Annotated in this window: 20 protein-coding genes and 9 pseudogenes; 15 read left to right on the forward strand and 14 right to left on the reverse strand. The window is 68.2% G+C overall.

What is annotated here, in order from left to right; genetic code table 11:
* Nucleotides 1-304 precede the first annotated feature (304 nt).
* On the forward strand, nt 305-682 hold the full coding sequence (locus tag IG62_RS0125480) for a VOC family protein (protein ID WP_030807749.1): 378 nt from the start codon (nt 305-307) through the stop codon (nt 680-682).
* Nucleotides 683-847: 165 nt separating this feature from the next.
* On the opposite strand, the pseudogene IG62_RS48990 reads toward IG62_RS0125480, so the two are convergent.
* Nucleotides 848-1,147: pseudogene (locus tag IG62_RS48990) on the reverse strand (GNAT family N-acetyltransferase); the annotation flags it as partial.
* A gap of 172 nt (nt 1,148-1,319) precedes the next feature.
* Here IG62_RS48990 and IG62_RS0125490 point away from each other — a divergent pair.
* Both IG62_RS0125490 and IG62_RS45105 read left to right on the forward strand, forming a co-directional pair.
* Nucleotides 1,320-3,005 (forward strand): ribonuclease J, encoded by a 1,686-nt coding sequence (locus IG62_RS0125490; protein WP_030807754.1) that lies wholly within the window; start codon nt 1,320-1,322, stop codon nt 3,003-3,005.
* A 13-nt stretch (nt 3,006-3,018) separates the two neighbouring features.
* A pseudogene (locus IG62_RS45105) lies at nt 3,019-3,497 on the forward strand (IS5 family transposase); the annotation flags it as partial.
* 467 nt (nt 3,498-3,964) lie between these two features.
* Here IG62_RS45105 and IG62_RS0125500 read toward each other — a convergent pair.
* Nucleotides 3,965-4,168 carry a cold-shock protein gene (locus IG62_RS0125500; RefSeq protein ID WP_003973099.1) on the reverse strand — a complete coding sequence of 68 codons (204 nt, stop codon included), beginning with the start codon at nt 4,166-4,168 and terminating at the stop codon, nt 3,965-3,967.
* Nucleotides 4,169-5,238: 1,070 nt separating this feature from the next.
* Entirely contained in the window at nt 5,239-5,769 is a 531-nt protein-coding gene (locus tag IG62_RS49650; RefSeq protein WP_267887915.1) for an ALF repeat-containing protein, read from the reverse strand.
* A gap of 6 nt (nt 5,770-5,775) precedes the next feature.
* On the opposite strand from IG62_RS49650, the gene IG62_RS0125510 reads away from it, so the two are divergent.
* Both IG62_RS0125510 and IG62_RS0125515 read left to right on the forward strand, forming a co-directional pair.
* Nucleotides 5,776-6,669 carry a methyltransferase domain-containing protein gene (locus tag IG62_RS0125510; protein WP_078872229.1) on the forward strand — a complete coding sequence of 298 codons (894 nt, stop codon included), beginning with the start codon at nt 5,776-5,778 and terminating at the stop codon, nt 6,667-6,669.
* Nucleotides 6,670-7,472: 803 nt separating this feature from the next.
* Nucleotides 7,473-7,862, forward strand: a pseudogene (locus tag IG62_RS0125515) (IS701 family transposase); the annotation flags it as partial.
* 94 nt (nt 7,863-7,956) lie between these two features.
* Here IG62_RS0125515 and IG62_RS0125520 read toward each other — a convergent pair.
* Both IG62_RS0125520 and IG62_RS0125525 read right to left on the reverse strand, forming a co-directional pair.
* Nucleotides 7,957-8,346 carry a cupin domain-containing protein gene (locus IG62_RS0125520; RefSeq protein ID WP_030807769.1) on the reverse strand — a complete coding sequence of 130 codons (390 nt, stop codon included), beginning with the start codon at nt 8,344-8,346 and terminating at the stop codon, nt 7,957-7,959.
* Nucleotides 8,347-8,401: 55 nt separating this feature from the next.
* Entirely contained in the window at nt 8,402-9,307 is a 906-nt protein-coding gene (locus IG62_RS0125525) for an alpha/beta hydrolase (RefSeq protein ID WP_030807773.1), read from the reverse strand.
* Between the two features lie 225 nt (nt 9,308-9,532).
* Between IG62_RS0125525 and IG62_RS0125530 the strand changes: the two genes are divergently transcribed.
* Entirely contained in the window at nt 9,533-10,201 is a 669-nt protein-coding gene (locus IG62_RS0125530) for a TetR/AcrR family transcriptional regulator C-terminal domain-containing protein (protein ID WP_063755393.1), read from the forward strand.
* A 195-nt stretch (nt 10,202-10,396) separates the two neighbouring features.
* Nucleotides 10,397-10,684, forward strand: a complete 288-nt coding sequence (locus IG62_RS43400; protein ID WP_234326742.1) for a transposase — start codon at nt 10,397-10,399, stop codon at nt 10,682-10,684.
* Nucleotides 10,685-10,944: 260 nt separating this feature from the next.
* Here the strand turns inward: IG62_RS43400 and IG62_RS0125540 are convergent, their stop codons facing one another.
* From IG62_RS0125540 to IG62_RS50245, 5 genes and pseudogenes are all read right to left on the reverse strand, one after another.
* Entirely contained in the window at nt 10,945-11,934 is a 990-nt protein-coding gene (locus IG62_RS0125540) for a glycine betaine ABC transporter substrate-binding protein (RefSeq protein WP_030807779.1), read from the reverse strand.
* Nucleotides 11,934-12,263: pseudogene (locus IG62_RS46570) on the reverse strand (ABC transporter permease subunit); the annotation flags it as partial. The gene IG62_RS0125540 and the pseudogene IG62_RS46570, both read right to left, overlap by 1 nt.
* Before the next feature lie 58 nt (nt 12,264-12,321).
* Nucleotides 12,322-12,492, reverse strand: a pseudogene (locus tag IG62_RS49915) (polyamine ABC transporter ATP-binding protein); the annotation flags it as partial.
* A 298-nt stretch (nt 12,493-12,790) separates the two neighbouring features.
* Nucleotides 12,791-12,925 (reverse strand): annotated as a pseudogene (locus IG62_RS50240) (ABC transporter permease); the annotation flags it as partial.
* 62 nt (nt 12,926-12,987) lie between these two features.
* A pseudogene (locus IG62_RS50245) lies at nt 12,988-13,119 on the reverse strand (DUF6086 family protein); the annotation flags it as partial.
* 597 nt (nt 13,120-13,716) lie between these two features.
* Here IG62_RS50245 and IG62_RS0125550 point away from each other — a divergent pair.
* Nucleotides 13,717-14,346, forward strand: coding sequence for a class I SAM-dependent methyltransferase (locus IG62_RS0125550; protein ID WP_030807782.1), 630 nt, complete (start codon nt 13,717-13,719; stop codon nt 14,344-14,346).
* A gap of 31 nt (nt 14,347-14,377) precedes the next feature.
* Here IG62_RS0125550 and IG62_RS45130 read toward each other — a convergent pair.
* A pseudogene (locus IG62_RS45130) lies at nt 14,378-14,632 on the reverse strand (ATP-binding protein); the annotation flags it as partial.
* 835 nt (nt 14,633-15,467) lie between these two features.
* Between IG62_RS45130 and IG62_RS0125560 the strand changes: the two are divergent.
* The 5 genes from IG62_RS0125560 to IG62_RS47380 all read left to right on the forward strand — a co-directional run bounded on the left by IG62_RS0125560 (nt 15,468) and on the right by IG62_RS47380 (nt 22,051).
* Entirely contained in the window at nt 15,468-17,447 is a 1,980-nt protein-coding gene (locus IG62_RS0125560; protein ID WP_051798566.1) for a hypothetical protein, read from the forward strand.
* Between the two features lie 37 nt (nt 17,448-17,484).
* Complete coding sequence (locus tag IG62_RS0125565; protein ID WP_030807789.1) at nt 17,485-19,032, forward strand: ABC transporter substrate-binding protein; 1,548 nt, start codon at nt 17,485-17,487, stop codon at nt 19,030-19,032.
* 15 nt (nt 19,033-19,047) lie between these two features.
* Nucleotides 19,048-19,578, forward strand: a complete 531-nt coding sequence (locus tag IG62_RS49005) for an NUDIX domain-containing protein (RefSeq protein ID WP_234326731.1) — start codon at nt 19,048-19,050, stop codon at nt 19,576-19,578.
* A gap of 159 nt (nt 19,579-19,737) precedes the next feature.
* On the forward strand, nt 19,738-21,153 hold the full coding sequence (locus IG62_RS0125575) for a DEAD/DEAH box helicase (RefSeq protein WP_030807792.1): 1,416 nt from the start codon (nt 19,738-19,740) through the stop codon (nt 21,151-21,153).
* A gap of 742 nt (nt 21,154-21,895) precedes the next feature.
* The gene (locus tag IG62_RS47380) at nt 21,896-22,051 is read left to right on the forward strand and encodes a hypothetical protein (RefSeq protein WP_158795103.1); all 156 of its coding nucleotides are present in this window, start codon (nt 21,896-21,898) and stop codon (nt 22,049-22,051) included.
* Nucleotides 22,052-22,192: 141 nt separating this feature from the next.
* Here IG62_RS47380 and IG62_RS0125585 read toward each other — a convergent pair whose 3' ends face one another.
* Nucleotides 22,193-22,654: a MarR family winged helix-turn-helix transcriptional regulator gene (locus IG62_RS0125585; protein WP_030807795.1), complete on the reverse strand. Its 462-nt coding sequence runs from the start codon at nt 22,652-22,654 to the stop codon at nt 22,193-22,195.
* A 78-nt stretch (nt 22,655-22,732) separates the two neighbouring features.
* On the opposite strand from IG62_RS0125585, the gene IG62_RS0125590 reads away from it, so the two are divergent.
* Nucleotides 22,733-23,104, forward strand: a complete 372-nt coding sequence (locus tag IG62_RS0125590; protein ID WP_030807798.1) for a VOC family protein — start codon at nt 22,733-22,735, stop codon at nt 23,102-23,104.
* A gap of 271 nt (nt 23,105-23,375) precedes the next feature.
* Here IG62_RS0125590 and IG62_RS0125595 read toward each other — a convergent pair whose 3' ends face one another.
* A complete protein-coding gene (locus tag IG62_RS0125595) occupies nt 23,376-23,789 on the reverse strand; it encodes a hypothetical protein (RefSeq protein ID WP_030807801.1) in 414 nt (137 codons plus the stop codon).
* 648 nt (nt 23,790-24,437) lie between these two features.
* Between IG62_RS0125595 and IG62_RS0125600 the strand changes: the two genes are divergently transcribed.
* Complete coding sequence (locus IG62_RS0125600; protein WP_030807805.1) at nt 24,438-24,944, forward strand: DinB family protein; 507 nt, start codon at nt 24,438-24,440, stop codon at nt 24,942-24,944.
* A 15-nt stretch (nt 24,945-24,959) separates the two neighbouring features.
* Here the strand turns inward: IG62_RS0125600 and IG62_RS46580 are convergent.
* Nucleotides 24,960-25,818 (reverse strand): annotated as a pseudogene (locus tag IG62_RS46580) (IS5 family transposase).

Genomic DNA, 25,818 nt, shown 5'->3' on the forward strand with positions numbered 1-25,818 from the left:
CGCTGAACGGTCCTATCCAGGACGGCTCCGACGCCGTGATCACACCAGACACAGCCAGATCATCTCACCCATGACCAGCAGTTACGGGACAACCCTTAGTGCCCTGCATCCAGTTCGAAAACATCTGGCTGCGGACCAAGCGTAAGAATGCCGACGGCATGATTGTCGGTGGCACGGGGCAGGGTCTGATACCTGTACTTCCCGGCACGTCCCGGCTCGTCAAACGCTGGGCACTAGGGTCGGTCTCTGCGATCTTGGGCGTCGGGGGCAGGGTCCACTCCCGGCGGCCGCTTAGGATCGGCTCATGATCGCTGACCTGCAGTGTGTGGTGCTGGACTGTTCCGATCCGTCGGAACTCGCCGAGTTCTACCAGTCGCTGCTCGGTGGGGCCGTGAATCAGCAAGATCGGCGATGGTCACTCGGCGACGGCTGGGCGACGTTGCACACGCCGTCCGGCCTCGTTCTCGCCTTTCAGCAGGTAGCGGACTACCGGCCGCCCGTGTGGCCCGAACCGTCCCGGCCCCAGCAGTTCCATCTGGACTTCGGTGTCCCGGACTTGGACCAGGCCCAAGAGGAGGTGCTGGCCCTGGGGGCGACGGTATTGGATGACGGTTCTGGCAGGCGGGGCTGGCGTATCTATGCCGACCCGGCAGGGCATCCGTTCTGCCTCGCCCGGCACTGAGGGCGGATCGCCCGCTCAGCAGCTCACGTACGCGATCACGACCGGAGCCAGACCAGGAGGGCAGCAGCGGTCACGGTGCCGAGGTAGACGTATCCACGCTTGTCATAGCAAGTGGCGACGGCCCGGATCCTTCTGGCAGACCCCCGTGGAGGAAGGCGCCGCCCGCCGTCCAATACCGCGTCCTTGCACTTCGTCGGCGACGAACAGCAGGTCGAGCTCCGGTGGAGCGAGGACGAGCGAGTAGAACCCGAGGACCCGGCCTCCGTGCTCGTCGGCGCCGACGGCCACAAAGGCGCGGTGGGCCTCGATGTCATCAGGACCGACCCGTTAGCCCGCGACGGCGGCTGCGTACTTGCCCTCGTAGGCGCGTGAGCCACGCACGAGCCGCGTGAGCCGTTTGGCATCCCGCGCGACGGCCCTCCGTATCGTGATCGGCCGGCTGATCGGGGAAGTGCGTGAACTCATCGGAAAAGTATGTCGCATCGAGGTCCCGTCAGTATGTTCCTCGGCGGGCCTCGCCGTCTCACCCGCTAGCAAGGTCATCCCGGCAGCCGCTGTGGGGTGCCCCGCTCCGTCGGGCGGAGAGATCACACACGCAATGGATCATCTCGTTCCGCTCTCCGGGTACCGTCAAGGTATGAGTCATCCGCACCCCGAATTGAAAGCCGCGCCACCCCTTCCCGAAGGAGGGCTACGGGTCATCGCCCTGGGCGGCCTGGGCGAGATCGGCCGCAACATGACCGTCTTCGAGCACGCCGGCAAACTGCTCATCGTCGACTGCGGCGTGCTCTTCCCCGAGGAGACCCAACCCGGCGTGGACGTCATCCTGCCGGACTTCACCTCCATCCGGGACCGGCTGGACGACATCGTGGCCGTCGTCCTCACCCACGGCCACGAGGACCACATCGGCGGCGTGCCGTACCTGCTGCGTGAGCGGTCCGACATTCCCGTCGTCGGCTCCAAGCTGACGCTGGCGTTCCTGGAGGCCAAGCTCAAGGAACACGGGATCCGGCCGCGCACGGTGCGGGTGCGGGAGGACGACCGGCGCGGCTTCGGGCCCTTCGACTGCGAGTTCGTGGCGGTCAACCACTCCATCCCGGACAGCCTCGCGGTCGCGATCCGCACCGGTGCCGGGATGGTGCTGCACACCGGCGACTTCAAGATGGACCAGTTTCCTCTTGACGATCGCATCACCGACCTGCGCGCCTTCGCCCGCCTCGGCGAGGAGGGCGTGGACCTGTTCCTGACCGACTCCACCAACGCCGAAGTGCCCGGCTTCACCACCTCCGAGCGGGAGTTGAACCCGGCGATCGAGCAGGTGTTGCGGACCGCGCCGCGCCGGGTCATCGTCTCCAGCTTCGCCAGCCATGTGCACCGCATCCAGCAGGTTTTGGACGCCGCCCATCAGCACGGCCGCAAGGTCGCCTTCGTCGGCCGGTCCATGGTCCGCAACATGGGCATCGCCCGTGACCTGGGCTATCTGAAGGTCCCGTCCGGTCTCGTCGTCAGCACGAAGGAGCTGGAGAAACTCCCCGATCACAAGATCACTCTGGTGTGCACCGGCTCCCAGGGCGAACCGATGGCCGCGCTGTCGCGGATGGCCACCCGCGACCACATGATCCGCATCGGCAAGGGGGACACCGTCCTGCTCGCCAGCTCGCTCATCCCCGGCAACGAGAACGCCATCTACCGGGTGATCAACGGACTCACCCGATGGGGCGCCCACGTGGTCCACAAGGGCAACGCCAAGGTGCACGTATCCGGGCACGCCAGCGCCGGCGAACTCGTCTACTGCTACAACATCGTCAAGCCGCGTAACGTCATGCCCGTGCACGGCGAATGGCGCCACCTGCGGGCCAACGCCGACCTCGCCATCCGCACCGGCGTCGACCCCGACCGGGTCGTCATCGCCGAGGACGGCGTCGTCGTCGACCTCGTCGACGGGCGCGCGTCGATCACCGGCAAGGTCCCCGCCGGCAACGTCTACGTGGACGGCATGGAAGTCGGCGGCGCCACCGAAGCGTCCCTCAAGGACCGCCTCACCCTCGCGGAGGAAGGCGTGGTCACGGTGGTGGCGATCGTGGACGCGGACACCGGCGCCCTCGCCGAGGCCCCCGACTTCCTGGCCCGCGGCTTCGTCCACGACGACACCACCTTCGAGCCGGTCATCCCCGTCATCGAGAAGACCCTGGCGACAGCGGCCGAGGAAGGCGTCGGGGACCCGCGCCAACTCGAACAGCTCCTCGCCCGCGCCGTGGCGAACTGGGCGTTCCGCACCTACCGCCGCAAGCCCCTCATCATCCCCGTCATCATCGACGCCTGAGCCACGGCCCGGCAGCACGACCTCCGGTGCTCACCAGCACGCCACTGGGGCCCGTCAAAAGGGGCCCCGGCCGGCGAGCTGGCCGACCATGCCCTCGGACGCTCTCGCGGCGGACTGACCACCAAGATCCACCTCGCCGCCGACAGCCGCTGCACGCCGCTGGCCTTCGTCCTCACGCCCGGCCAGGCCGGTGACGCACCCGCATTCGAGCAGGTCATGACCCGCTTACGGGCGCCCCGGCCAATCGGCCGGCCCCGAATCACGCCGGACGTGGTCCTGGCGGACAAGGCCTACTCGTCCCGGGCGATCCGCCGTCATCTGCGACGACGCGGAATCCGGGCGGTGATCCCGCAGCCCTCCGACCAGGCCGCCAACCGCAAGCGGCTTGGCCGGCTCGGCGGCCGACCACCGTCCTTCGACCGCGAGGCCTACAAGAAGCGGAACACTGCCGAGCGGTGCATCAACAAGCTCAAGGTGCGACACGAAGTCGCACACGTTAAGCGGGAAAGCCACGAAGGAAGGAGGGATGTGCTGACCCCGGATTAGTGTCCGTATCCCTTCCCGCGCTCACATGCGTCGCCGGTAACGGCGGGGTGCGAAGCTGAGTGTTCAAGCCCACGAGTTTTCCGACCACCGGGGAACAACAGCCGAGGGAAAAGCTGGACGGGTGAACCGCGTGAACCCTCTATGGACCGGCGGCAAAAGAAAGCAGATCTGGCTGGAGGAAATCTCCGGGAGCGCAGATGCTGAAATGAGTGTCGCGATGGGGACTTGAGATCCGAGCGTCGGCCGCGGTGCAGCTCTTCAGGATTCGCCTGGCTCCTCAAGGAGCAGCTGCGCGTGGTTGGACTGCGGATTCCTCCGCGTCGTCCCGCGGGTGAATCCGCTGCGGGAGATGCGTGCAGCTGGGGCCCGCACCCCGAAGGATGCGGGCCCCAGCTACAGATTGTGCGTGAGCGTCAGGCGGGAACGATGTTCTCGGCCGTCGGGCCCTTCTGGCCCTGCGCGATGTCGAAGTTGACCTTCTGACCTTCGAGCAGCTCACGGAAGCCCTGCGCAGCAATGTTCGAGTAGTGGGCGAACACGTCCGCGCCGCCACCGTCCTGCTCGATAAAGCCGAAGCCCTTTTCCGCGTTGAACCACTTCACGGTACCAGCAGCCATGTCACATCTCCTTTGGGGCAGTACATCGGAATCCGCACCGTACGGACACCGTGTCGCCGCGATGATTACCCCGCCCGGAAAATGACCGGATTCACAAAAGTGCTCCCGACCGACAGAAGCCGGGTCGGGGGCACTCGAAGTTTTGGGAACCACAACTGCAACTGAGATCGACAGTAGCACGCTGGAACAGCCTGCGCACGTTACATAATTCCCCTCCGCCCATTGCAGCAAAAACTCTTCCTGCATCATCCGTCAAACTCTCACCTCGCGGGAACAGATATTGCTTCACTCAGGTGCGATGTTTCGGAAAGAGCGGTGTCGTCAGCCGCACCCCGGGCCGCGAGGGCGGAAATCACCTACGCGGCTGTGCGCAAGATCGCCTTCAGGAGGCGCCCCCATCAGTTCGTCCCGGCGTGCCGGCGCTGCATCACGACTCCTCCCACTGACCGCCTGAGGACCTGCATCAGCGACGGGTTGCCACGTCGGGCCGTCCAATGGGCCGTTTTGGCCGCACGCTCCTGTTGAACCAGCAATCACCGCAGCAGTCTCGACGGAATCATGCTTGCGCCCCCCGCCTATGGGCAGCTACCGAATCCCGTCTGTGTCGAAAGCGTGAACGTCCACGAACACACCTCCCGGGCGACGAGCCACTGAGCCAGGTAGCGGCCCAAGCCGGTCGCCCGCTCAACAGCCAGCCCTGGACGCTGCGCGCCGTCGTAACCCACCGCGCACAGAGGATTCGCCAGGCCATCCCGGCGGGCGCCTGTTCGGCCGCCTTGGCTGATTCACCGGCGTGCTTCGCTGCTTCTTCCGCGGCTGCCGCGGCGTTGTCGGCATGCGTGGCCGCAGAGTCCGCAGCTTCGCGTGCTTCGTCGGCGGCGTTGGCGGACCTGCTGGCCAGAGCCTCGGCGGCGTTGGCCGCGCGGTCCGCCTCGTTGGCGTGCCGGCGGGTCTCCGCGGCCGCCGCCTTCGCCTCACTGGAGTGGACGCCTGCGGCCTCTGCGTAGGAGTTGGCCTCATCGGCCGCGTCCGCCGCGGCGTTGGCGTTGCTGCTGGCGCTGCGAGAAGCCTTAGCGGCCGCGCCCGCGGCCAGCGAGGCGGCACCGGCCTGCTTGGCCGCCTGCGCGGAGTCCCGTTCCGGCCAGGGTGGCCTGCTCGGTCAGCTGGGCGATGGTGGCATGTTCCTGGTCGCGATTTCGCGCGACGAACTGCCCCACTTCGAGAAATTCGGCGATGTCGTCGGGCGTGCCCTTGAGCGCGACCTTGCCGGCCGCCTTGACCGCCGGGCCGCCCGAGTTGACGAGCTGCGAGACCTCGACCTCGTTGTCCGTCGCGCGCGCCGTGTACTGCCCCTCCGCGAGGAACTTCGCACGGTCCTCGGGGGTACCTTTCAAAGCTGCCTTGCCGGCGTCCTTGACCTCGTTGCCCTGCTGGCTCCGCTGGCCCCCGACTTTAGGTCGTGATCGAAGGCGTCCGGTACGAAGTCGAACCCGCCATAGCCAACAGTCCGGCCAGCGCGCTGTCACGCGCCTGGTGCGCCGGCTGTGTGAGACATCCCTCTCCCGGCGTCGTGGCGCTGGTGGCCTGGGAAGGTTGACCATGTAGTCATGACCTCCTCGCCCCGCCCGCCGCACGTCGATGGCCGACCGGATCCGAGAGACGGGACTACCGCGCTCGGTGCAGAGTCCGCTCCCGCCCGCGGGTACCTGCTGGACAACGCGCGCGCCGAGGCGGGCGAGCGATTCGTTTGGCTGGCCGAGCTGTTCGACGGTATGACGCGCGGGCACTTCGATCGACTGGGGGTCAGGGCCGGCTCGCGGTGCTGGGAAGTGGGGGCCGGTGGCCCCGGCATCCCGGAGGCGCTCGCGGCGGCCGTCGGTCCGACCGGGCACGTGCTGGCCACGGACATCGACCCGTCGTGGCTGAAGGCAGGCGACGGGTACGAGGTGCGCCAGCACGACGTCGCCGCTGATCCGCCCCCGGAGCCGGGGACGTTCGATCTGGTGCACGCCCGGCTCGTGCTGGTCCATGTACCCGACCGGGCTCGCGCGTTGGCCACGATGACGGCAGCCCTACGGCCCGGCGGCTGGCTGCTGATCGAGGACGCCGATACCGCTCTGCAGCCACTGGCATGCCTGGACGACAGCGGCCCTGCGCAGCGGCGGGCCAACCGGCTGCGCGACGCGGTCCGGGAGCTGCTGGCACGCCGCGGCGCGGACCTGCGCTACGGCCGGACACTGCCGCGGGCCCTGCGTGAGGCCGGCTTGGTAGATGTCGCCGCGGCGGGCTCTTTCCCGGTTGGCGGGCCGGCCTGCGACCGGCTGGAGGCGGCGACCATCCGGCACGTGCGCGGCGAGCTGCTCGCGGCCGGCCTGACCAACGACGCCGAAATCGACGCACACCTGGCCGCCATCGACGCGGGCGAACTCGACCTGACACTCGCGCCACTGATCTCGGCCTGGGGACGCCGTCCAGCCGAGCAGCCTCCGACACTCGGTTAGGTGCGAAGCGGTCAGCTCGGCCGCACCTCTCCGGAGAGCATCCAAGGGCCATCGTACGTGCGCCTCTGCCGACCGCGCCGCAGCCCATCTGGTACGGGCAGACCAGGTGAGCGGTGCGGCGGCACCGTATGGCAGCGGGTGGGGAAGTGATCAACCACCGGGCGGAGATTCGTGATCGACCTTGAGCGAGACGTCGGGACGCATTCCAGCCCGTAGCACAGCCCCCTCGTACGCGCGCGGCAGACGCGACCACTTTGACCTCGGGGTGTACAACGGGCCCCCAGATTCTCGCGGATGGTCTGAAACATGGCCTCTTCCCGCTCATTCATCGGTGCTGGCGGCAGAGGCAGCGATCGGAACACGTCAGCGCTGACGGGCTGAGACCGCTCAGTCCGAATGTCGGCCACCATGGTATGTCCGGCCGTAACCCATCCGTCGGCCGCCACAACCACCGGATCCCGTCCGGGGCCGATCCCGGCCGTGCAGTCGAACGAGCCGTCCATCGGCATCCAGCCGCCGTCTGTGGCAGCGTTCAACAGCTGGCTCAGAATCCGCTTCTTCGCCAAGAGCGCGCGCACAGCAGCTTCGTCCGTCGTTCTCTCGGTGGCGAACTGGCCACGACGTCCGCGATCGTGGGCAGGAGACGCAACCGGTCTTCCGGGCCGGCGACATCCTTGTCCATCGGCGAGGGGAACGCTGCGCCATCCCCGAAGTCCTTGATGTTGGCGCTGACGAAGTACACCGACTGGGCCTCCGCCCGCCTGCCGGCCATCGACGTCTTCGACGGCGACGCACCGACGCACGAGCGGTGGATGCTGGCCCGCCGCAGCCTGGCCAGGCCGGACGAGATCCCCTACTACATGGCTTACGCGCCCAACGGCACCACGGTCGGCGACTTGGTGCGGGTCGCCGGCTCACGATGGGCGATCGAGCAAGCCTTCCAGGCGGCAAAGAATGAATGCGGCCTGGACCAGTACGAAGTCCGCCGATATCCGGGCTGCTACCGGCACATCACCCTGGCCATGCTCGCCCATGCCTTCCTGGCCGCCCTTGCGGCCAGGGCCTCCGAAAAGGGGGCCGCAGAAATGACACCACCAGCACCATCCCCCTCACCATGGCAGAGGTCCGGCGACTCCTGGACGTTCTCCTTCCCCGCCCCGAGCCCCGCAACGGCCCCACCGCACACGCCCTGAGCTGGTCTCACTGGCGCAGACGTCACCAGGCCGCCGCCCGGCACTGCCACTACCGAAGAAGAACCAGCTCAGGCAACGATTTCTCACTGGAGTGCTAGTTGCGGGTCCGCTCCTCAAGGCGGCTGCCTTGTGGCAGGGTGACGCTCAGGATGTCGCCGGGGGCGAGGAGTTCGATGCGGTGCCAGCGTCCGCGCGGCACGATGGCCGCCTTTCCGGCTGCCAACTCGACCTCCTCCTGCTCTGCTTCTGCCTCCAAGGGCCGGAAGCAGAGGCGTATCCGGCCGGTGAGGCAGGATACGACCTCGTCCGCATGGGGGTGGATTTCCCAATGATCGGCGTGGAGGTCGGCGTCGGTGGCCACGTGGAACGCCATCACCTGCCAGCTGTCCCGGTCGGGGTCGAAGGTCGGCTGCTCGGCGTGCACCTGGCCGTCGGGGCGAAGGTGCAGAAAGGACTCGAAGAGATCGATCGTGGTGATGGACATGTTGGGTTTCTCCTTCACTCGGTAAACGTTTGTTCCTGGTTCCTGGCCGGTTGCTTCAGGCCAGGGCGCGGCGCAGGACTGCGGCGAGTTCATCGATCTGCCGCCGGGACACCTCGGCGGACACCGCCGCTTGTGACCCGTGGAAGGTGCCGGCCCACTGGTGCAGGTCGACGGGAACGCCTGCCTGAAGCAGCCGCAGCGCGTAGTCGATGGCTTCGTCGCGGTTGGGGTCGAACTGCGCGGTGGCGATGTGGGCGGCCGGCAGGCCGCACAGGTCCGTGGCCCGTGCTGGGGCGGCGTATGGCGAGACGGGCGCCGCGTTCGTTTTCGGGCCCAGGTAGTGCCGCCATGATGCGGCGACCTTCTCGCGCGTCATGAACGGAGTTGCGGTGAAGTGTCGGGCAGACCACGACTGCTGACGGTCGTCGAGCGCGGGCTGGTTGAGCAGTTGGAAGCGAATCGGTGGGCCCTGCCGGTCGCGTGCCTGCAGTGCGGCGGCGGCAGCAAGTGTCGCGCCGGCGCCGTGGCCGCCGACGGCGATCCGCGCCGGGTCGATGCCCAGTTCGGCGGCGTGGTCTGTTGCCCAGGTCAGCGCGGTAAAGGTATCGTCCAGGGCAGCCGGATAGGGGTGCTCGGGGGCCCGGCGGTAGCCCACTGAGATCACCACGGCGCCGGAGCCGTGGGCGATCCGGACGGCCCATGGGTGCTCGGTGTCCAGATCGCCCATGACGAATCCGCCGCCGTGCAGCCAGAGGATCGCACCCCGGGCCCCGCGCGGGCGGTAGATCCGCACCGGCACCGGCGGATCGCCGTCCACCGTGTGTTCTTCGATCTCCAAGCCGGTGGTGTCGGGGGCGGGCGCGGTTGCGGCCAGTCGGGCGAGGCTGTTGCGCGCGGCGACGGGATCGCTCAGGTCCGCCCGGGGGAATGCCGGGACAGCGGCTTCCAATTCGGGATCCAGGCCGGATAACCGTGCACTGGCCACTGCATCGGGATCGTCGGGCAGTCGGGTTCGACGCTCGATCGGCTGGTTCATTGGGGCCCCTCCTTGAAGAAGCTGACACACAAGAAAGTGAACGACGTTCACGGTGAACGATGTTCACGCTAGGGATAGGGTGGACCTCTGTCAAGCGGAAGGCGACCACCGAGCACCGGTAATCGCCTACGAGAAGAAGGGATCGTGCGCATGCTGCGCCGGGCCAATGTGGTAGCTGGAGCCCTCGACCTCCTCGATGCCGAGGGGCTCGACGGCCTGACCATGCGTAAGCTCGGCGTCGCGCTCGACGTCCAAGCTGGTGCGCTCTACCGCCACTTCCCCAACAAGGAGGCACTTCTGGACGCGATGGCCGACCAACTGCTGGAACGGGTCGACGCGCCGCTACCGCCCCACCTGCCATGGGTCGATCAGCTGGAGCTTCTGGGTGAGCGGCTGCACACAGCGCTGCTGAGCCGCCGCGACGGCGCTCGGGTGGTCTCCGGAACCTTCGCCCCCGGACCGCACACGATGGCCGTGAGCCGGCGTGCGGCGCAGGTCCTCGCCGAGGCCGGATTCCCGCCGGAGCGTGCCTGGGAGATCACCTTCGCGGTGTTCTACTTCATCCTCGGCCACACCATCGAGGAACAGGCCCAGTACCGCATGCCGGCCGGTGACAACTGGACGGCACGCCTGGCGGCCGCCGGGCTGGACACCCACGACCCACTGGCAACGGGACTAAGGACACTGGCCGCCGCTGACCCCGGCGAGCGGTTCTCCTACGGCCTGCGCGTCTTCCTCGCCGGGATTCAGCAGCACGCGCCCGAGGATGCAGCCGGAGCGAGCACTGCAGAGAACTCCCCTGAATTCCCGCTCAGTTGACAGACGTTCTTTGAGGCGGCACTGCTCGCGTACCTCTTCCTTGGCCATACGCCCCTACACCCGCGGTCGACCCGGCGTGGCGGCACGGGCTGGACCTGCATCCACCACGAGTGGCTGCCCAAGCAGCGGTTCGACGACGCAGACACCCCATTCGCCTTCGACAACGGATACGAGGAGGTCCTGGCGTTGGAGACGATGCGTGACCGTTTGGACCAGCGCATCACCAGAGCGGCCGCCCGTCCCGAATGGTCCCCGACCGTCCGCCGACTGGCCTGCCTGCGCGGAATCGACACACTCTCCGCGTTCGGCCTGGCCGTTGAGGTCGGTGACTGGCACCGGTTCACCGGCGCGACCATCTGCGCCTGCCTCGGGCTGGTGCCCAGCGAGCACTCCTCCGGCCCGAACCGGTTCCAGGGGCCGATCACCAAGACCGGCAACAGCCACGCGAGGCGCCTGCTGGTGGAAGCATCCTGGCAGCGGTAACGTTCAGTAGCGCGCGAGGGCAGCAGGGCAGTGGGGATCTCGCGGCCGACGTCGGCCGGGAAGCTGGCGGAGCCGATCCCCGCACCCCTGACGTGAGCCACCGTTCCTCGGCAGCGGACGATTACCCGATTGTGCGCACGAGCTTCGGTTGCGACCCGTCTCGCCCGAGTGGGCGCCCCAGCAGTACGCCAGTATCAGCGTCTACGCAAGCGGCCGGGCGCTCTCCTCCTGCTCCTCGGACGCTCGTGCGAATCCGTCTGTCAGCCTTCCCGGATGAAGCCCTCCCGCACCAGCCAGTCCTTCGCCACCTCGTGCGGGTCCTCCCCGTCCACGTCCACCCGCGCGTTCAGCCGCTGGGCCTCCGCCCCCGTAAGCCGCTTGGTGATCGGGGTGAGGAGGTCGGCGATGGCGGGGTACTTCCTCATTGTGGCGCTGTTCATCTCGGGTGCCGCGTTGTAGTTGGGGAAGAAGTGCCGGTCGTCCTCCAGCACCTTCAGCTTGAGTGCGGGAATGCGGCCGTCGGTGGTGGCCGCCACACCGAGAGCGCAGGCCGCGCCCTCGGCGACCTGGGTGTAGACGACGCCGTCGTCCATCTTTTTGAAGTTCCCGCGCCGGAGGGCGAACCCGTACGTCTTCGCCACGCCCGGCAGGCCGTCCTCGCGCACCGAGAACTCGCTTCCGCCGCAGATCGTCGCCGCGCCCGGGTCTTTCTTCGTCAGACGTGCCACGTCGGAGAGTGTGCGCAGCCGGTACTTCTGCGCATTCGCCTGGTTCGCGACCAGCGCGTAGGTGTTGTTGAGCGGGGCGGCGGGCAGCCAGGTGATGCCGTTGCGGCGGTCCTCCTCGCGTACGGCCTCCCACTGCTCGTGCGGGTCGACGACCCGCTTGGTGTGACCGAGGTAGGTGATCCAGGCCGTGCCGGTGTACTCGTACATCCCGTCCGCCGCACCGGACTTGACCGCCTCGCGGGCACCGATCGAGCCCTGGATGTTCGTCCGGTCCAGGACTTCCGCGCCGGCCGCTTTGAAGACCAGTCCCATGATCTGGCCAAGGATGATCTGCTCGGTGAACTCCTTTGAGGTCACGGTCAGTTGGGCGCCCTTAAGCGGTCGGCCCTTCCCGATGGAGCCGGGCTGCACCGAGTCGGCCAGCGGGCTGCCGCTGGTCAGTCCGCAGCCGCTCAGCCCTGCGGCGGCGAGCAGCAGGGCGCCCGCGCCCGCAACGGCCGTCCGTACCTGGGCCAGGCGCATCAGTCCACCTCCAGGCCGCGTGGGCGTTGCAGCAACTCGACGAGCGTCCCCAGCCAGTCCGTGATCAGCGCCATGGCTACCGTCAGTACGGAGCCGAGCACCAGCACCGGCATGCGCTGGACGGTGAAGCCGGAGGAACCCAGGTCCCGGAGTCCTCCTCCTACGCCGAAGGTGGCCGCCGTCGTGGTGCCGACGTTCAGCACGAGCGCGGTCCGTACGCCCGCCAGGATCAGCGGGACGGCCAGGGGCAGTTCGCCCCGGAACAGCATCAGCAGTGGTGACATCCCGATGCCGCGCGCCGCCTCCACGAGTGCCGGGCCGGTGGCCTGCCACGGTGTTGCTCATCTCCTCGACCCGGTCCCGCGCCCTCGCGCGGGGCTGGCCGGCCATCTTCGGTACGAGCCCGATGTTCTCGGTGACGGTCATGTTCGGGAAGAGCCCCGTGGCCTGGATGGCGTAGCCGATGGTGCGGCGGAGCGCCACGGGTTTGATGCCGGTGACGTCCTCACCGCCGATGGTGGGCTGCCCCGAGGTCGGCTCGACCAGCCAGTTGATCATCTTCAGGGTGGTGCTCTTGCCGCAGCCCGAGGGCCCCACAGGGATCACGGTTTCGTCGGCCGCGTCGTCCCGGGTCACGCCCTCCACGGCCGGGGCTTGGCTGTCCGGATAGTTTTTAGTGAGGTTGTCCAGCCGGATACGCGCGCTGGCGGCGGCCGGCCGGTCGGGCCCGGCCGATCGGGCGGATCGGGTGGATCCGCCGGGGCCCGCGGTGCCGGACGTTGGGGAGGTCGGTTCGACGATTTCGGCAGAGTCAGCCACGGATCCCCCGTGAGATGGTGAGCCGTCCGATCAATACCTACCCGGCGTCGAACGGCTGGGCTGGGACGACGATTCCGAGTGTCCCCGACAGTACTTCGTTGAGCGTGTTCGCACTGCCCAGGCTGGAGATCCCGCGGAAGATCTGGTTGCCGAGCCCGGGCCCTGAGACAAAGGGCACTCGTCAGCCTGCATGGCTCCGATGCCGGACGGCATACGCAGTTCGGCTTGATAGACGCCCACCTGGCTCATAAACAACCGGGAGACCCCGTTGGACGGGTTCCACAGGGTCTGGTCATCCAGGTCGTAGTACTGAATCAATGAGGCCTCCTCCTGCTGGTCATACCCCGGCCAGCGCCGTGAGCACATGACATTATGGTCAGTCAGCCCTGCACGGAAGCGGGCCAGAACAGTCAGGTTCTGGCTCAACTTCTACGGAGCGCGAACCCCGTGTGACGGTTGCTCTTGGTGATGGCTCTGAGGGGTCGCCCGAAAACAGCCGTCCGCGGCCAGGTCGTGGCTGGCAGTTCTGCGCGGTGAACGAGGTCATGCTCCGCCTGGAGGAACTGCTGTTTCTGTCCGCCCCAGAGACCGCGGTGGCGTCGGGGGAAGACCACGACGAGGCGATCCGCATGAGGCGATCCGCATGGGGATCAGATGCCGGACCGCCGGCGCTCTGTGTCCTGGATGTGCTGCCTGGTCGAGCCGCGTGCACGGCTCCTATCTGCGGTTTCCCGCTGATCGGCCCAGTGCGGGGCGGCGCGTGGTGCTGTGCCTGCACATCCGGTGGTTCGCCTGCGCGGATCCCTCGTGCGAACGGCGAACCTTCGCCGAACAGGTCCCGGTGTCGGCGTATGAGCTGAAGTGCAGAGCCGCGTACAGATGAATGTGCAGAGCTGTTACGGCCTGTCCCCGGCACGGGGCCGGAGAAGCTGCGAACGTGCGCGGATGCTAGCTTCCTTCCCCGTGACGGAGTACCAGGACGAGTCCAGGGTGGCCTACGACGGGGTCGTTGAGCTGTATGCGTCGCTGTTCGCTGATCGGTTGGAGACGCAGCCGTTCTCACGGAACATGATCGGCACCTTCGCCGAGCTGGTGCGCGGGACGGGGAACCCGCGGGCAGCGGACGTTGGGTGCGGTCCTGGACATCTCACGGCCATGCTGCACGACCTGGGGCTGGACGCCTTCGGGCTCGACCTCTCCCCCGGCATGGTCGACCACGCCCGGCGGGCCCATCCGGCGCTGCGGTTCGACGAGGCGCGGATGGAGGACCTGCCGGTCGAGGACGGCGCGCTCGGCGGCGTGCTGGCCCACTACTCGATGATCCATACCCCGCCTGAAGAATTGCCCGCGCTGCTCGCCGAGCAGGTGCGTGTCCTGGCACCGGGCGGCCTGCTGCTGGTCTCGTTCTTCGCGACCGACGGACCGGAGCCGGTCCGCTTCGACCACAAGGTGACTCCCGCCTATAGCTGGCCGGCGGACCGGTTCGCCGAGTTGCTGGCCGAGGCCGGGCTCGCCACATTCGCCCGGCTGCTCCACGACCCGGCCTCCGAGCGGGGTTTCCTCGACGCCCACTTGCTGGCCCGCCGCCACTAGAGAGTGCCCCGTGGTCTTTGGGCGGCAGCGCCTAAGCGACTTCGGTCTCTCGCTCGATGGCCTTGAGGCGGTTCTTCAGGCGGTAGCTGGGGCCGTTGATGGAGATCACGTCGCAGTGGCGCACGAGGCGGTCGAGGATGGCGGTGGCCAGGACCTCGTCGCCGAACGCCTGTCCCCATTCGCTGAAGGCTCTTGTTCGAGGTCAGGATGATCGAGCCCTTCTCGTAACGCTTCCAGATCACCTGGAAGTCAGGTTCGCCTCGGTTCGTTCCAGCGGCCGACCGCCCGCGGATGCCTCGCCAGCAGCGTCCCGCCGTCCGTGCCAGGGCAGTGGAGTGCAGCATGGCCTGCGACTTCGTGGCACGGATCTCGACCAGCTGGCGGGGACGAACCTTGCGGGCGGACACCGAGTAGAAGTTGCCGCCGAAGGCGACCAGGCCGTCCTTGCCGACCGGCCGCAAGTGCCGCTCGGCGGCAGTCGGGCACCGGAGTCGACCGCTGGGCTCGCTGGCGCACCACCCACCAGCCGACCAGACGTCTTTCGCAGCCCCTGCCAGGACTGGCCAACGGCCAGCCCACAGGGCCCGAAGTGCACGCTCAACGGACGTCTCACCCCGAAAGCGAGCGTCTGCCCAGGCTGTGCCGCGTCGAGGAATTGATTCGGCTCACATTCCGCACCCTCAAAGAGGGAGGGCCGTAGCGTTCGTACATCACTCTCCTAGCATCCCGTCGACTATGGCAGCTGACTGCTGACACCACCGCCGAGGCGACAGGCGGCCGGTTGCACGGGACGATCGCGTACGCCGTAGGCGATGTGGTGCGCCTTCCAATGAAGTGGTGACTGAGTGATAACGGACCCGGACCGTTGCCGCTCTCAGTCGACAAGATCAGCCTTGTCGTCCAGCGACACGACCGACATCAGATGGCGTGAAACCACATTCTCGATGTGCCGCTGGAGGGGGCCCTAATAGGGCGACACAGCCTGAGCTCAAGGGCAGTTCGCTCGGCGGCACCTTGGGTGAACCGGTGGCACGTTGCGCGTACGCGTGCCAACCTTCTGTAATCAGCCAGCGCTCATGGCGCTGGCCGGAACAGGGGGATGAGCCGTGGCGGAGCGTCCGTTGGGCATTCAGGGGATCGAGGCCCTCTACGAGGAGTGCCGCACCCGCGTACAGGACAACAGGACTACGCCGACGGGGCCCGGGCTCCCCGCGGTCGTCCTGGTCGGACCGCACGGCAGCGGCAAGACCAGCACCCTGAAATGGCTCGGCTACCTCGGCTCGCGGCGTCCCCATGTGTACTTCGACTTCGGCTCCGCCGCGCGCCGCCCCCATGAGGTCGCCGGCCGCCTCGCCTACGGGCTGTCCCACCGTCTTCCTCGGCAGGCCCCGCTGCTCTTCCCGCGGCTGACGCTCGGCCTGTTCGTGGTGGCGCCCGAGCTGTTCCTCAACCCGACGGACCCCGAGCGGGCCAGGAAGCAGCTGCGCCAGGCGCTGCGCGGGCCCCAGGAACCCCAGCCCGCGGCCGAGCGGGTCGTCGCGGTCGCCGGGCTGCTGCAGGACCTCAACCTCCTCCGGATCCCCGGCATCAGCCTGCTGGCCAGCCTCATCCGGCAGCCGCCCAGCATGCCGCTGCGGGTGACCCGGCACACCGGATTCGCCTGGTACGCCGGTCCGCTGGCCGCGATGGACGCCCTGGTCGAACTCAACCAGCTCAGCAAGAGCGAGGATCCGGTGGACCGGGCCGAGGTGGACCGGCGGCTGTGCCAGGCGTTCCTGGCCGATCTGCGCGGCGAGTACGCACGACGCCAACGCGACCGCAACTGCGTCGCGTTGCTGGACAACATCGATGCTCCCGGCGGGCGGGAGTTTCTCGACCTGCTGATGGAACTCCGGGACGCCGCCGGCGAGCCTGATCCGCTGCTCGCCGTGGCCGCGGCCTCGAACGTCGGCCGGGTGCCGGGAATGTTCGCGAACGGACCGGCGGGCGTTCAGCTCCGCTTCCCCGAACAGGCCGGCTACACCGACTGGTCACGGTCCGTCCCCGACCCGCCGCCGAACCGCTCCTGGCGCTGGTACTGCGTCCAGCTGCGCGGTCTCACGGCCGGGGAGACCGCCCAGCTCGGTACGAACATCACCGCGCGGCTGCCGGATGCACCACTGCTCGCCCACCGGTTGACCGACGGGCATCCCTGGAGCGTCCGGCAGCTGCTGACCGCCTCGGCCCGCATCGTGGGCCGCGAGCGGCCGGAGGCGCTGTTGCGCGCGGTGCTCTCCAGCACCACACCGGCCGCGGCGGACGCCGACGAGGGACCGTCGCTGGAGGCGGAGGCGCGGGAGTATCTGCTCCGCGATCTGACCGACGACCAGCGTCGTGCGCTCGTCGAGTGCTGTGCCGCCCGCGAGTTCGACGCGGCGTGCGACGCGGGGCTCCTCGAGCGCTTCCAGCTGCACACCCGCGATTCGCTGGCCCGGGTCGTCGCGACCCGATTATGGCTGACCGACCCCGTCTCCCAGGATGCCGAGACCCGTGGCGGCCGCGGCTCCGGATATCTGGAACGGGTCCACCCGAACCCGTTGCGGGGCAGCTCGGTGCTGCACCCGTGGCTCCGCCTGCTGCTGTTGCGGGAGCTCGCCGCCAGCCCGGACCGCTGGAACGCCGTCCACGGAAAGCTGCGGACCTGGCACATCGAGCACGGCCACCCGCTGGAAGTGCTGTACCACTCACTGGCGCTGCACCGGGTGGACGATGCCATCGAGCACCTCGCCCAGCGCCTGGTCGAACTCTCCGACACCAATGTCTGGCTGTACGAGCTGTACACCATCACCGCCGCACCGCTGCGGGAACCGGTGCTGCCGGAGCAGTCCGCCACGCTGCGGGCGGAGGAACTGGCCGCGGAGCTCGCGCCGCGCGCGTTCGCGGCGCACACGCCCCTGACCCTGCTGGTGCTCTCGCTGTGGCTGGCGGCCGATCCACGCAATCGGCTGCCCGGCGCGAACCCCGAGCTCAACCGCACCATCAACGCGATGTTCCAGGACCTGGCCATGCGCTCCGTTCCCACCCGGATCGGGCTCATGCACGAGGCCGCGAAGTACGTGTGAGCGCACCGGAGCATTTCCTCCCCTAGGAGCTGGCACCATGCATCTGACCCCGCAACCGGCCGACCCACTGCCCCCGTGGTGGAAGGGGTGGCAGGGTCTCGGCGCCCTGGCGCTCTCCCTCATCCTCCTCGCCGGCGGACTGTGGTACTTCTGGCCCGCCGAGGAGGACACCAGCTGCGCGGCGGGCGTTCCCGGGCTGCACTGGGCCGGCGAGGGCACGCAGCGCGAGTGCGTCGGCCTCATGGACGAGACGGCGTACACCTTCGATCCGCAGCTCAAGGGGATCACCGACCGGATCGTGCAGGAGAACCAACGGGTCCGTCAGCAGTGGGAGAAGCCCGACAAGGGCAAGAGCCGCGTCCCCTACGTCAAGGTCGCCGTCCTGACGCCCATGACGGACAGCGACACCAGCGCGCTGCCCATGAAGGAAATACTCACCAGCCTGGAAGGCTCCTTCATCGCGCAGTGCCGGGCGAACGGCTGCCCTCAGCTGCCCGCGGCCAGGTCCCTCGGCATCCAGGGCAAGACCCCGCAGATCGAGCTTGTCCTGGCCAACGAGGGCCGCGACGAAACCCATTGGCAGCCGGTGGTGAAACAGCTGTCCGAGCTGACCAAGGGCGAGCATCCGCTGGTCGCGGTCACGGGTATGGGCGTCAGCATCCCGGAGACCCAGGCGGCGGCCGACGAACTCAGCCGACTGAAGATCCCCACGATCGGCGCGGTGCTGACCGCCACCGATCTCAACTCGCCACGTCTGTTCAAGGTGTCCCCGTCCAACGTCGACTACGCCAAGGCACTCCGGCGCTTCCTGACCGGATCCCCGCTGGCGAAGCAGCGCGGCTACCTCGTCTTCGACAGCCGGGACGACAACTACGTAAAAACCCTGCGCAAGGCGTTCGACGACGTATTCGGCGACTACATCGGACGGCGGCGCGCTTCGTTCGTCGGCACGACGGGGCACAAAGCCGCCGGCATTCCGAAGCTCTTCCAACGTGCCGTCAACAACATCTGTCTGACCAAGACGCAATTGATCTTCTACGCCGGGCGCGACCGCGATCTCGCCGACTTCGTCCGCGCCCTGTCCACGCGCAGCCAATGCGGTCACGACAAGCCGATCACCGTCATGACCGGGGCGACCGGCACGTTCGCCCAGGGCTCGTCGGTGCGGGGTCTGCTCCATGCCAACAAGATCACCGTTGTCGACGTCTCGGCGACCAGTCCCGACCAGTGGACCAGCGGCGTCCACGCCCCAGCCGGCTTCAAGCCCTTCCTCCAGGCCCTGCGGGATTTGAAGTTCGATGACTCGGTGATGGACGATGGATACGCGATCATGCACCACGACGCCGTACTGACCGCGGTCTGGGCCACCCGCAATGTCACCGGTCAGACGGCCAGCGAGGCGCCCGACGTCCAGGACGTGTACAACGAACTCACGAACCTGCACGACGCGAGCACCGTCCCTGCGGCGAGCGGAGAGCTCAGCTTCGACGACGCGTCCAACGGCTGGCCGCACAACAAGCCGATTCCCGTGATCCAACTCCCCGATCCCCTCAAGGATCCCGAGCCGCCCTACCTGGTGCCGTGACGGGCGGGGTGGTCGATGAACAGCGAGGTGCCGGGCCGGGTGGCGGCCTCGGCCCCGGAGCTGCTGGCGGTTGCCCAGCGCTTCCATGCCGAGAGGCTCCCCGGCCGGATGTCCATCCGGATCACCCGGCAGCTGCCCACCTGCTACCTGAGCTTGGTCGACGCCGATACCGAGACCGGAGTCTGTCGCACGGCCCCGTTCGGCTTGCCCGTCACCTGGGGGTGCACGCAGCTGTTCGCCCTGGCCTCGGGACGCGCCGCGGTGTTGCGCGCCCGGTTCCGACGGATGGAGAGGGGTGGGTCCTTGCCCCAGAGGGTCACCAAGGACGAGGTGCTCTGTTACGTCGTGCGCGACGGAAAGCTGCTGGTGTTCCGGCACACCGACTTCAGCTACGAGGAGGTGGGCATCCAGGTTCCGGCCGGCAGCCTCCGGGAGGGCGAGACGCCCGAGGCGGCGGCGCTGCGCGAGGCTGGCGAGACCGGCCTAATGGCATCAGCCCGTACCGGTTCGACCTCCGGCGCCGCCACGTCTTCCACCCGGAGCTGAACGAGAGTCTGTGTCGCGTCACCGACCACTTTGTGTTAGCCTCAAACTTTTGGACGGCTGTGACGGCTGGCAAGTCCGCCAGTCCGGTTCCCATTGTTCGTCGGCTGCTCATTTCCTGCCGGGCCTTCCTCGGTACGTTCCGCATACGGAAGGCTCTTCATGAACCACCCGGACCACCTCGCCACCTCGCACGGCGACCTCGACCAGCCCGTGCCCCTTCCCCCGACGGTGCCCCCGGTCGCCTCCTTCGCTGACCTGAAGTTGCCGGCCGAGGTGCTGCGAACGCTCACCGAGCGCGGCGTGCGTGAGCCCTTCCCGATCCAGGCAGCCACCTTGCCCAACGCCCTCGCGGGACGCGACGTCCTGGGGCGCGGGCGCACCGGATCGGGCAAAACCCTCGCCTTCGGCCTGCCACTGCTGGCACGGACGGCCGGGCGGCGCGCCGAGCCGAAGCAGCCCCTCGCCCTGATCCTGGTGCCAACCCGGGAGCTGGCCCAACAGGTCACCGAAGCACTCGCCCCGTATGCCGAGGCGCTCCGGCTGCGGATGGCCACGGTCGTCGGCGGCATGTCGATCGGCCGGCAGGCCGCTGCGCTGCGCGCCGGAGCCGAGGTCGTCGTCGCCACCCCCGGCCGCCTGCACGACCTCATCGAGCGCAAGGCCTGTCACCTGGGGCGGGTTCGGATCACCGTCCTCGACGAGGCTGACCAGATGTGCGACATGGGCTTCCTGCCACAAGTCACCGAGGTGCTCGACCAGGTGCTCCGCGACGGCCAGCGGATGCTGTTCTCCGCCACCCTGGACCGCGACGTCGAGCACCTGGTCCGGCGCTACCTCCATGACCCCGTCGTCCACTCGGTCGACGCGTCCGCGGGCGCGGTCACGACCATGGACCACCATGTGCTGATCGTCCATGGCCCCGACCGGTATGCCGTCGTCACGGAGATCGCCGCCCGCGACGGCCGCGTACTGCTGTTCCTGGATACCAAGCACGCGGTTGACCAGCTCACCCGGCACCTGCGGGTCAGCGGGGTGCATGCCGCGGCCCTGCACAGCGGGAAGTCCCAGCCGCAGCGCACCCGGACCCTCGCGCAGTTCAAGAACGGCCAGATCACCGTCCTGGTGGCGACCAATGTCGCGGCCCGTGGCCTGCACGTCGACGACCTCGATCTCGTGGTCAACGTCGATCCGCCCACCGATCCCAAGGACTATGTGCACCGCGCGGGCCGCACCGCCCGGGCCGGTGAGTCCGGCCGCGTCGTCACCCTGGTCCTCTCGGGCCAGCGCAGCGAGATGAGCCGCCTGATGGCCGAGGCCGGCATCGAGCCGACGACCACCAAGGTGCGCTCGGGTGAGGCGGAGCTGAGCCGGATCACCGGGGCCAAGGCCCCCTCCGGCACCCCGCTCGACGGTGGGCCCGCCGCACGCCGGGTCAAGAACACCAATGCCCCTTTCCGCGGCCTGGGCACCAGCAAGGACGCCTCCCGCGGCACCGGCGGCAAGTCCCGCAAGGCCAGCGAGGCCCGTAAGCTCGCCGAGGCCCGCAAGGCGGCCCGGGTGCGCCGCGGCGGCTGAGAGCCGGCCCTGATAGCCGGATATTCCTGATCACATGATCGATAGCCACCAGCCCTGCCTGCAGCCCTCCTGTGAGTACGCCTACGAGAGGAACGCCCTCGGGGCGTGCCCGGTCGCGAGTGGGTACCCGCCGAGGCAAGAGCCGAGAAGGGACTGCGCCCAGGAGTGCGTGGTCAAGGACCCAGAACTCTCGCGCGACCGCGTGTGGGCACTGGGGATCGTGCCCGCCATCCGCCCGGCGCAGCACTCGCCGCGGAACCGGACCAGACACCTACAGGTGGGGCTGTTGAGCGCACCTTCGCTTGGCTCCCGGATTCCCACGCTCCGCATCCGCCGAGCAACAGGAGCCGACCGCCGAACCGCGCGACAGCGCCCCTGACGCACGGTGCCCGCCCACCACGTGGGACACCTCCTTCCGAGGCGGTGTCTCCCACCCGTGCCATTGACGTACCAGATACAGCGGCAAACAACGGCCAGCAAGGGACAGAGAGGCGACCAGGCGCACCCGCCCCACATGCGATGTCTTCCCTGGCCAGGAAGGCCCAGTCCCCGAAACCGCGCTCACTGGTGCGGAATTCCGTGCCCATTAGGTCGGCGGGAAGGACTCCGCTGAGAACCGCGCCCGTGACCGGCGAGGCTTCCGCAACACCTTTATGTTCGGCGTCGGAGAGCTGACGACGCACACGGCCGGTCTGCCTCGCGGTCTCCGCAGTTCGGCGAGTTTCACCTGGTTCGCCCCGCGGTGCCGACCGCGCTGGTGCATGCACCGCAGGGCGTCGTCGCCGGGTCGGCATCGGCGGCGACGCCGTACGGGCTGTTGGGGCGCGTCGGCGCTGCGGACAGGGTCGTGGTCGGCATCGAGCAGCGGGCTCTTATCGAGGTCGATGGTCAGATGTGACTGGGCGTTTTGATCGGCCAGTTGAGCGCGTGGGCGGGAGGGGCTGCACGGATCGGAAGCGCGCAGATCACGCTGCGGTGACGGCCGCCCAGGTGCCGCTCTGCTCACGGCGATGCTCGGGCTTACCGCCGCTTTGGCGGATCAGTCCTCCAGGGCTACGGCGATTCGGTCGAGATCGGTGAGGAGCGCCGTGACGCGCTGGGGTGGGATCGCCTCGACCATGCGCTGTTCGACGGCGTACACAGCGTCCTGGACCGCGGCGAGACGTGCCTGGCCCTCTTCGGTGAGGCGAGCGGGCCGGGCCCGGCCGTGGTCGGCGGTGGCGGGGCGGGTGATCAGCCCTGCTTCCTGCAGGCCCCGCAGGACGACGTTCCCGGACTGTCGGGTGACGAACGTCGCGCGGGCGAGGTCGGCGTTCGACATGCCGGGGTGCTGGGCCAGGAGTTCGAGGGTGGCGTACTGCGGCACGGTCAGTCCGTGCTCGCGCAGCACTTTGTCCATGGCGCCGCGCAGGGCGGCCTGGGCGCGTTTGAGCAGGTACCCCACATGGTGGGTGACATCGTCCGCCGGGCGGAACGGCTCCGTCGAGACACTCTTCTTCATGTCAGCATTTTGACATGAAGGACGCGGCGCCCTAACCTTCCATGTCAAAGTCCTGACATCAAACAGTGAGGGAAGCTCATGCCTGTTGCCATCGACGGCCCCGACTTCATCGCCCTGCAGGTCCACGACGTGGAAGCTGCCGCGGCCTTCTGCGAGCAGCACCTGGGGCTGCGTCGAGCCGCGGTCTCACCCCCGCACGCGATCGTGTTCGACACCGAGCCGATCCCGTTCGCCGTCCGCGCGCTCCTCCCGGGCGTCAGCCTCGCCGACACCGCGCAACCGGGCCTCGGCGTGGTGCTCTGGTTCCGCACCCCCGACGCCCGTCAGCTCCACGACCAGCTGGTTGCCGCCGGCATCAAGATCGTCGAACCCATAACCAACAGCCCCTTCGGGCCGAAGTTCTCCTTCGAGGGCCCCGAGGGCTACACACTCACCGCACACGGAGGCTGATCGAAACCGCCGATCCTGCCGAACTCCCCCGCCCAGGCGGCACCCGACGCGGCGGCGGACGCCGTTCGCGGGGGCGACTTTTCGCGCCAGACGACACCAACACCGCGAGTAGTCCGAACTCTCGGCACACGCACCTGATGTCGCGCCACTCATTCAGGCACCACCTGGCACGAAAAGTCGCACGAGGCGCCCATGAGCCATGCCCAACCAGCCCAACACAACGCTCACCAGCCAACCAAAACGCGTCAGCCCATGTCCGCGCGCCTGTGTCTCAGTTCCGTGGCACGTCCTCAGAAACGACATCAGCAGCCATCCGTTCTGCCCACTCGCGCTGAGTCACGGCGTGCTCCATGCGGCTGGCGATGTCCTTCTTGGAATCCGGGCCCAGGGTCTCCGGGATCTTGTCGAAGGTGTCGGGAAGGACGTCGAGCAGGCCCCAGACCTGTTCGCCGGTCCTGACCCGTAGCAACACCGGGCATCTCCACTGTGGCGACACCTCGGGACGGTGGCGGAGCTGATGCACGACTGTGGGGAACAGGTAGTGGGTCGCCTCTGCGGCCAGATGCTCCTGGAGCCAGTCGACCGGGAGCCGCTGGCTGAAGCCGCATGTGGCGGCCTCTTGTTCCAGGGCGAGGAGCTGGTCGGTGTCGACAGCGCGGACCGTGCGGGGAAGAGCTGGGGCCATCCCGAGATGATGGCAGGCGGGTGCCTTGCCACTGCTCAAGGGCTGGATACGAAGCCAGTGGAGAGGTCCAGCTCGAAGGGTGAACCGGGGTGCGTCGGTCTCCATCCTCGGGCCAGGGCGATGCGGAGGTGGTTCGCGACGTCAGCAGGCCGGACCGGGGCGGCCTGCCTGCTGAGCCAGTTACCGGGGTGTGGTTGATCAGTGATGACCACCAGAATTGCCCCGTGTTGCTCAGCGCGCTCGGCGGCGTAGGTGCAAGGCGACCAGCACAGTGCCTGACTGTAGGTCGGCCGCCGACGGAGTCGCCACCGGTAGGTCACCCCGTCCACGACGATGCGTCGGCTCCCCCTCTTCCCCAGTGCCACTGCCCCTCCTCGGCTCCAGTTGGAGGTTAGCGCCCTGGTGATGTCGGCTGCCGGGCATCTTGATCACACTGGACTGCCGGGACGGACTTCCGGATGTTCAGCGACCATGCGTTTGCCGGGACATCGCACTCATGCATCCAGGGCCTGTCCGGCGGATCATGCCGGGCAGGCCACCGGTGCTGAATCGGTGTGCGACCCGCTGGAGAAGGAGCTGGGCGGAGCAGGTTGGGTCCGTCGATAAATACCTCGACATCGGTCGCGGTGATCGGGGACGCTTCGCGCGATGACCAGAATCGACGACACGCCGCCCTCGTGGGACGAACGCACCCAGCTCACCACGTTTCTCGACTACGCACGTGACACCGCCCGCGCCAAATGCGATGGCGTCTCTGCGGAGAACGCACGCAAGGCGCTCCTGCCGGGCTCACCACTGATGACCATGAGCGGAGTGATCAACCACCTCCGCTGGGTCGAGTACTACTGGTTCCAAGTGGTCTTCCTCGGCGAGGAGGACCGGGGCCCTTGGACCAAGGAGGACCCCGATCGCGAGATGCGTATCGCCGTCGACTTCCCGCTCACCCAGTTGCTCGACGAATACGCCGAACAGAGCGCCCACTACCGCGAACTGGTCGCCGGGAGCGGCCTGGACAAGCAGGCCCGGCGAGCCGTCCGCAACGGCCTCCACGTCGACCTGCGCTGGATCCTCCTCCACCTCACCGAGGAGACGGCCCGCCACAACGGCCACCTGGACATCCTGCGCGAGATGCTCGACGGCACGACCGGCGACTAGGCCGTTTCGTTTGGATCACCGGGCGGACCAGAGGAAGATACCTGCGATGTGGAGTCCGGCCAGGTAGATGGTCGCGGTCTTCTCGTAGCGGGTGGCGATGCCTCGCCACTGTTTCAGACGGTTGATGCACCGTTCGACGGTGTTGCGCTGCTTGTATGCCTCGCGGTCGAAGGCGGGTGGCCTGCCGCCGCGGCTTCCGCGACGAAGCCGATTACCCTTCTGGTCGGCCGGAATGGGGATCACCGCGCGGATCCCGCGCTTGCGCAAGTGCTCGCGGTTCGCGCGGGAGGAGTACGCCTTGTCGGCCAGGACCAGTTCCGGCCTGGTGCGGGGCCGTCCTCGTCGTCGAGGAATGCGCAGGCGGGCCATCACCTGCGTGAAGGCGGGTGCGTCGCCGGCCTGTCCGGCGGTGAGATGGAAGGCCAGAGGCCGGCACTGGGCATCGGACGCGAGATGGATCTTCGTGGTCAGTCCGCCGCGGGACCTGCCGATGGCGTGGTCGTCCGGCTCGCCGGCCGGGGCCCCTTTTTGCGGGCTCCGGCCGCGTGCTGGTGAGCGCGCACAATGGTGGAGTCCACCGAGACGGCCCAGGTGAGGTCGTCATCGGCATCCGCCTGCGCCATCAGCGTGGTGAACACGCGCTCCCACGTGCCGTCGATGGCCCACCTCCGCAGTCGGTTATAGACCCCGCGCCAGTTGCCGTACTTCTCCGGCAGATGGACCCACTGCGATCCGGTCTGGAACTTCCAGGCGATTGCGTCGATCACTTCACGGTGATCCCGCCATCGGCCCCCACGCCTCGGCGTGTCCGGTCCGGGGGCAACGGCTCGATCCGCGCCCACTGCGCTTCAGTCAACGGCACACCCAAACCAAT

This window comes from Streptomyces sp. NRRL S-337 (genome assembly GCF_000720175.1).
Classification (GTDB): Bacteria; Actinomycetota; Actinomycetes; order Streptomycetales; family Streptomycetaceae; genus Streptomyces; species Streptomyces siderophoricus.

Bases quoted from the DNA above. Each gene is read 5' to 3' on its own strand.
- IG62_RS0125480 (WP_030807749.1), top strand. From the start codon at position 305: ATGATCGCTGACCTGCAGTGTGTGGTGCTGGACTGTTCCGATCCGTCG.
- IG62_RS0125490 (WP_030807754.1), top strand. From the start codon at position 1,320: ATGAGTCATCCGCACCCCGAATTGAAAGCCGCGCCACCCCTTCCCGAA.
- IG62_RS0125500 (WP_003973099.1), bottom strand. From the start codon at position 4,168: ATGGCTGCTGGTACCGTGAAGTGGTTCAACGCGGAAAAGGGCTTCGGC.
- IG62_RS49650 (WP_267887915.1), bottom strand. From the start codon at position 5,769: ATGGTCAACCTTCCCAGGCCACCAGCGCCACGACGCCGGGAGAGGGAT.
- IG62_RS0125510 (WP_078872229.1), top strand. From the start codon at position 5,776: ATGACCTCCTCGCCCCGCCCGCCGCACGTCGATGGCCGACCGGATCCG.
- IG62_RS0125520 (WP_030807769.1), bottom strand. From the start codon at position 8,346: ATGTCCATCACCACGATCGATCTCTTCGAGTCCTTTCTGCACCTTCGC.
- IG62_RS0125530 (WP_063755393.1), top strand. From the start codon at position 9,533: ATGCTGCGCCGGGCCAATGTGGTAGCTGGAGCCCTCGACCTCCTCGAT.
- IG62_RS43400 (WP_234326742.1), top strand. From the start codon at position 10,397: ATGCGTGACCGTTTGGACCAGCGCATCACCAGAGCGGCCGCCCGTCCC.
- IG62_RS0125540 (WP_030807779.1), bottom strand. From the start codon at position 11,934: ATGCGCCTGGCCCAGGTACGGACGGCCGTTGCGGGCGCGGGCGCCCTG.
- IG62_RS0125565 (WP_030807789.1), top strand. From the start codon at position 17,485: ATGCATCTGACCCCGCAACCGGCCGACCCACTGCCCCCGTGGTGGAAG.
- IG62_RS49005 (WP_234326731.1), top strand. From the start codon at position 19,048: ATGAACAGCGAGGTGCCGGGCCGGGTGGCGGCCTCGGCCCCGGAGCTG.
- IG62_RS0125575 (WP_030807792.1), top strand. From the start codon at position 19,738: ATGAACCACCCGGACCACCTCGCCACCTCGCACGGCGACCTCGACCAG.
- IG62_RS0125585 (WP_030807795.1), bottom strand. From the start codon at position 22,654: ATGAAGAAGAGTGTCTCGACGGAGCCGTTCCGCCCGGCGGACGATGTC.
- IG62_RS0125590 (WP_030807798.1), top strand. From the start codon at position 22,733: ATGCCTGTTGCCATCGACGGCCCCGACTTCATCGCCCTGCAGGTCCAC.
- IG62_RS0125595 (WP_030807801.1), bottom strand. From the start codon at position 23,789: ATGGCCCCAGCTCTTCCCCGCACGGTCCGCGCTGTCGACACCGACCAG.
- IG62_RS0125600 (WP_030807805.1), top strand. From the start codon at position 24,438: ATGACCAGAATCGACGACACGCCGCCCTCGTGGGACGAACGCACCCAG.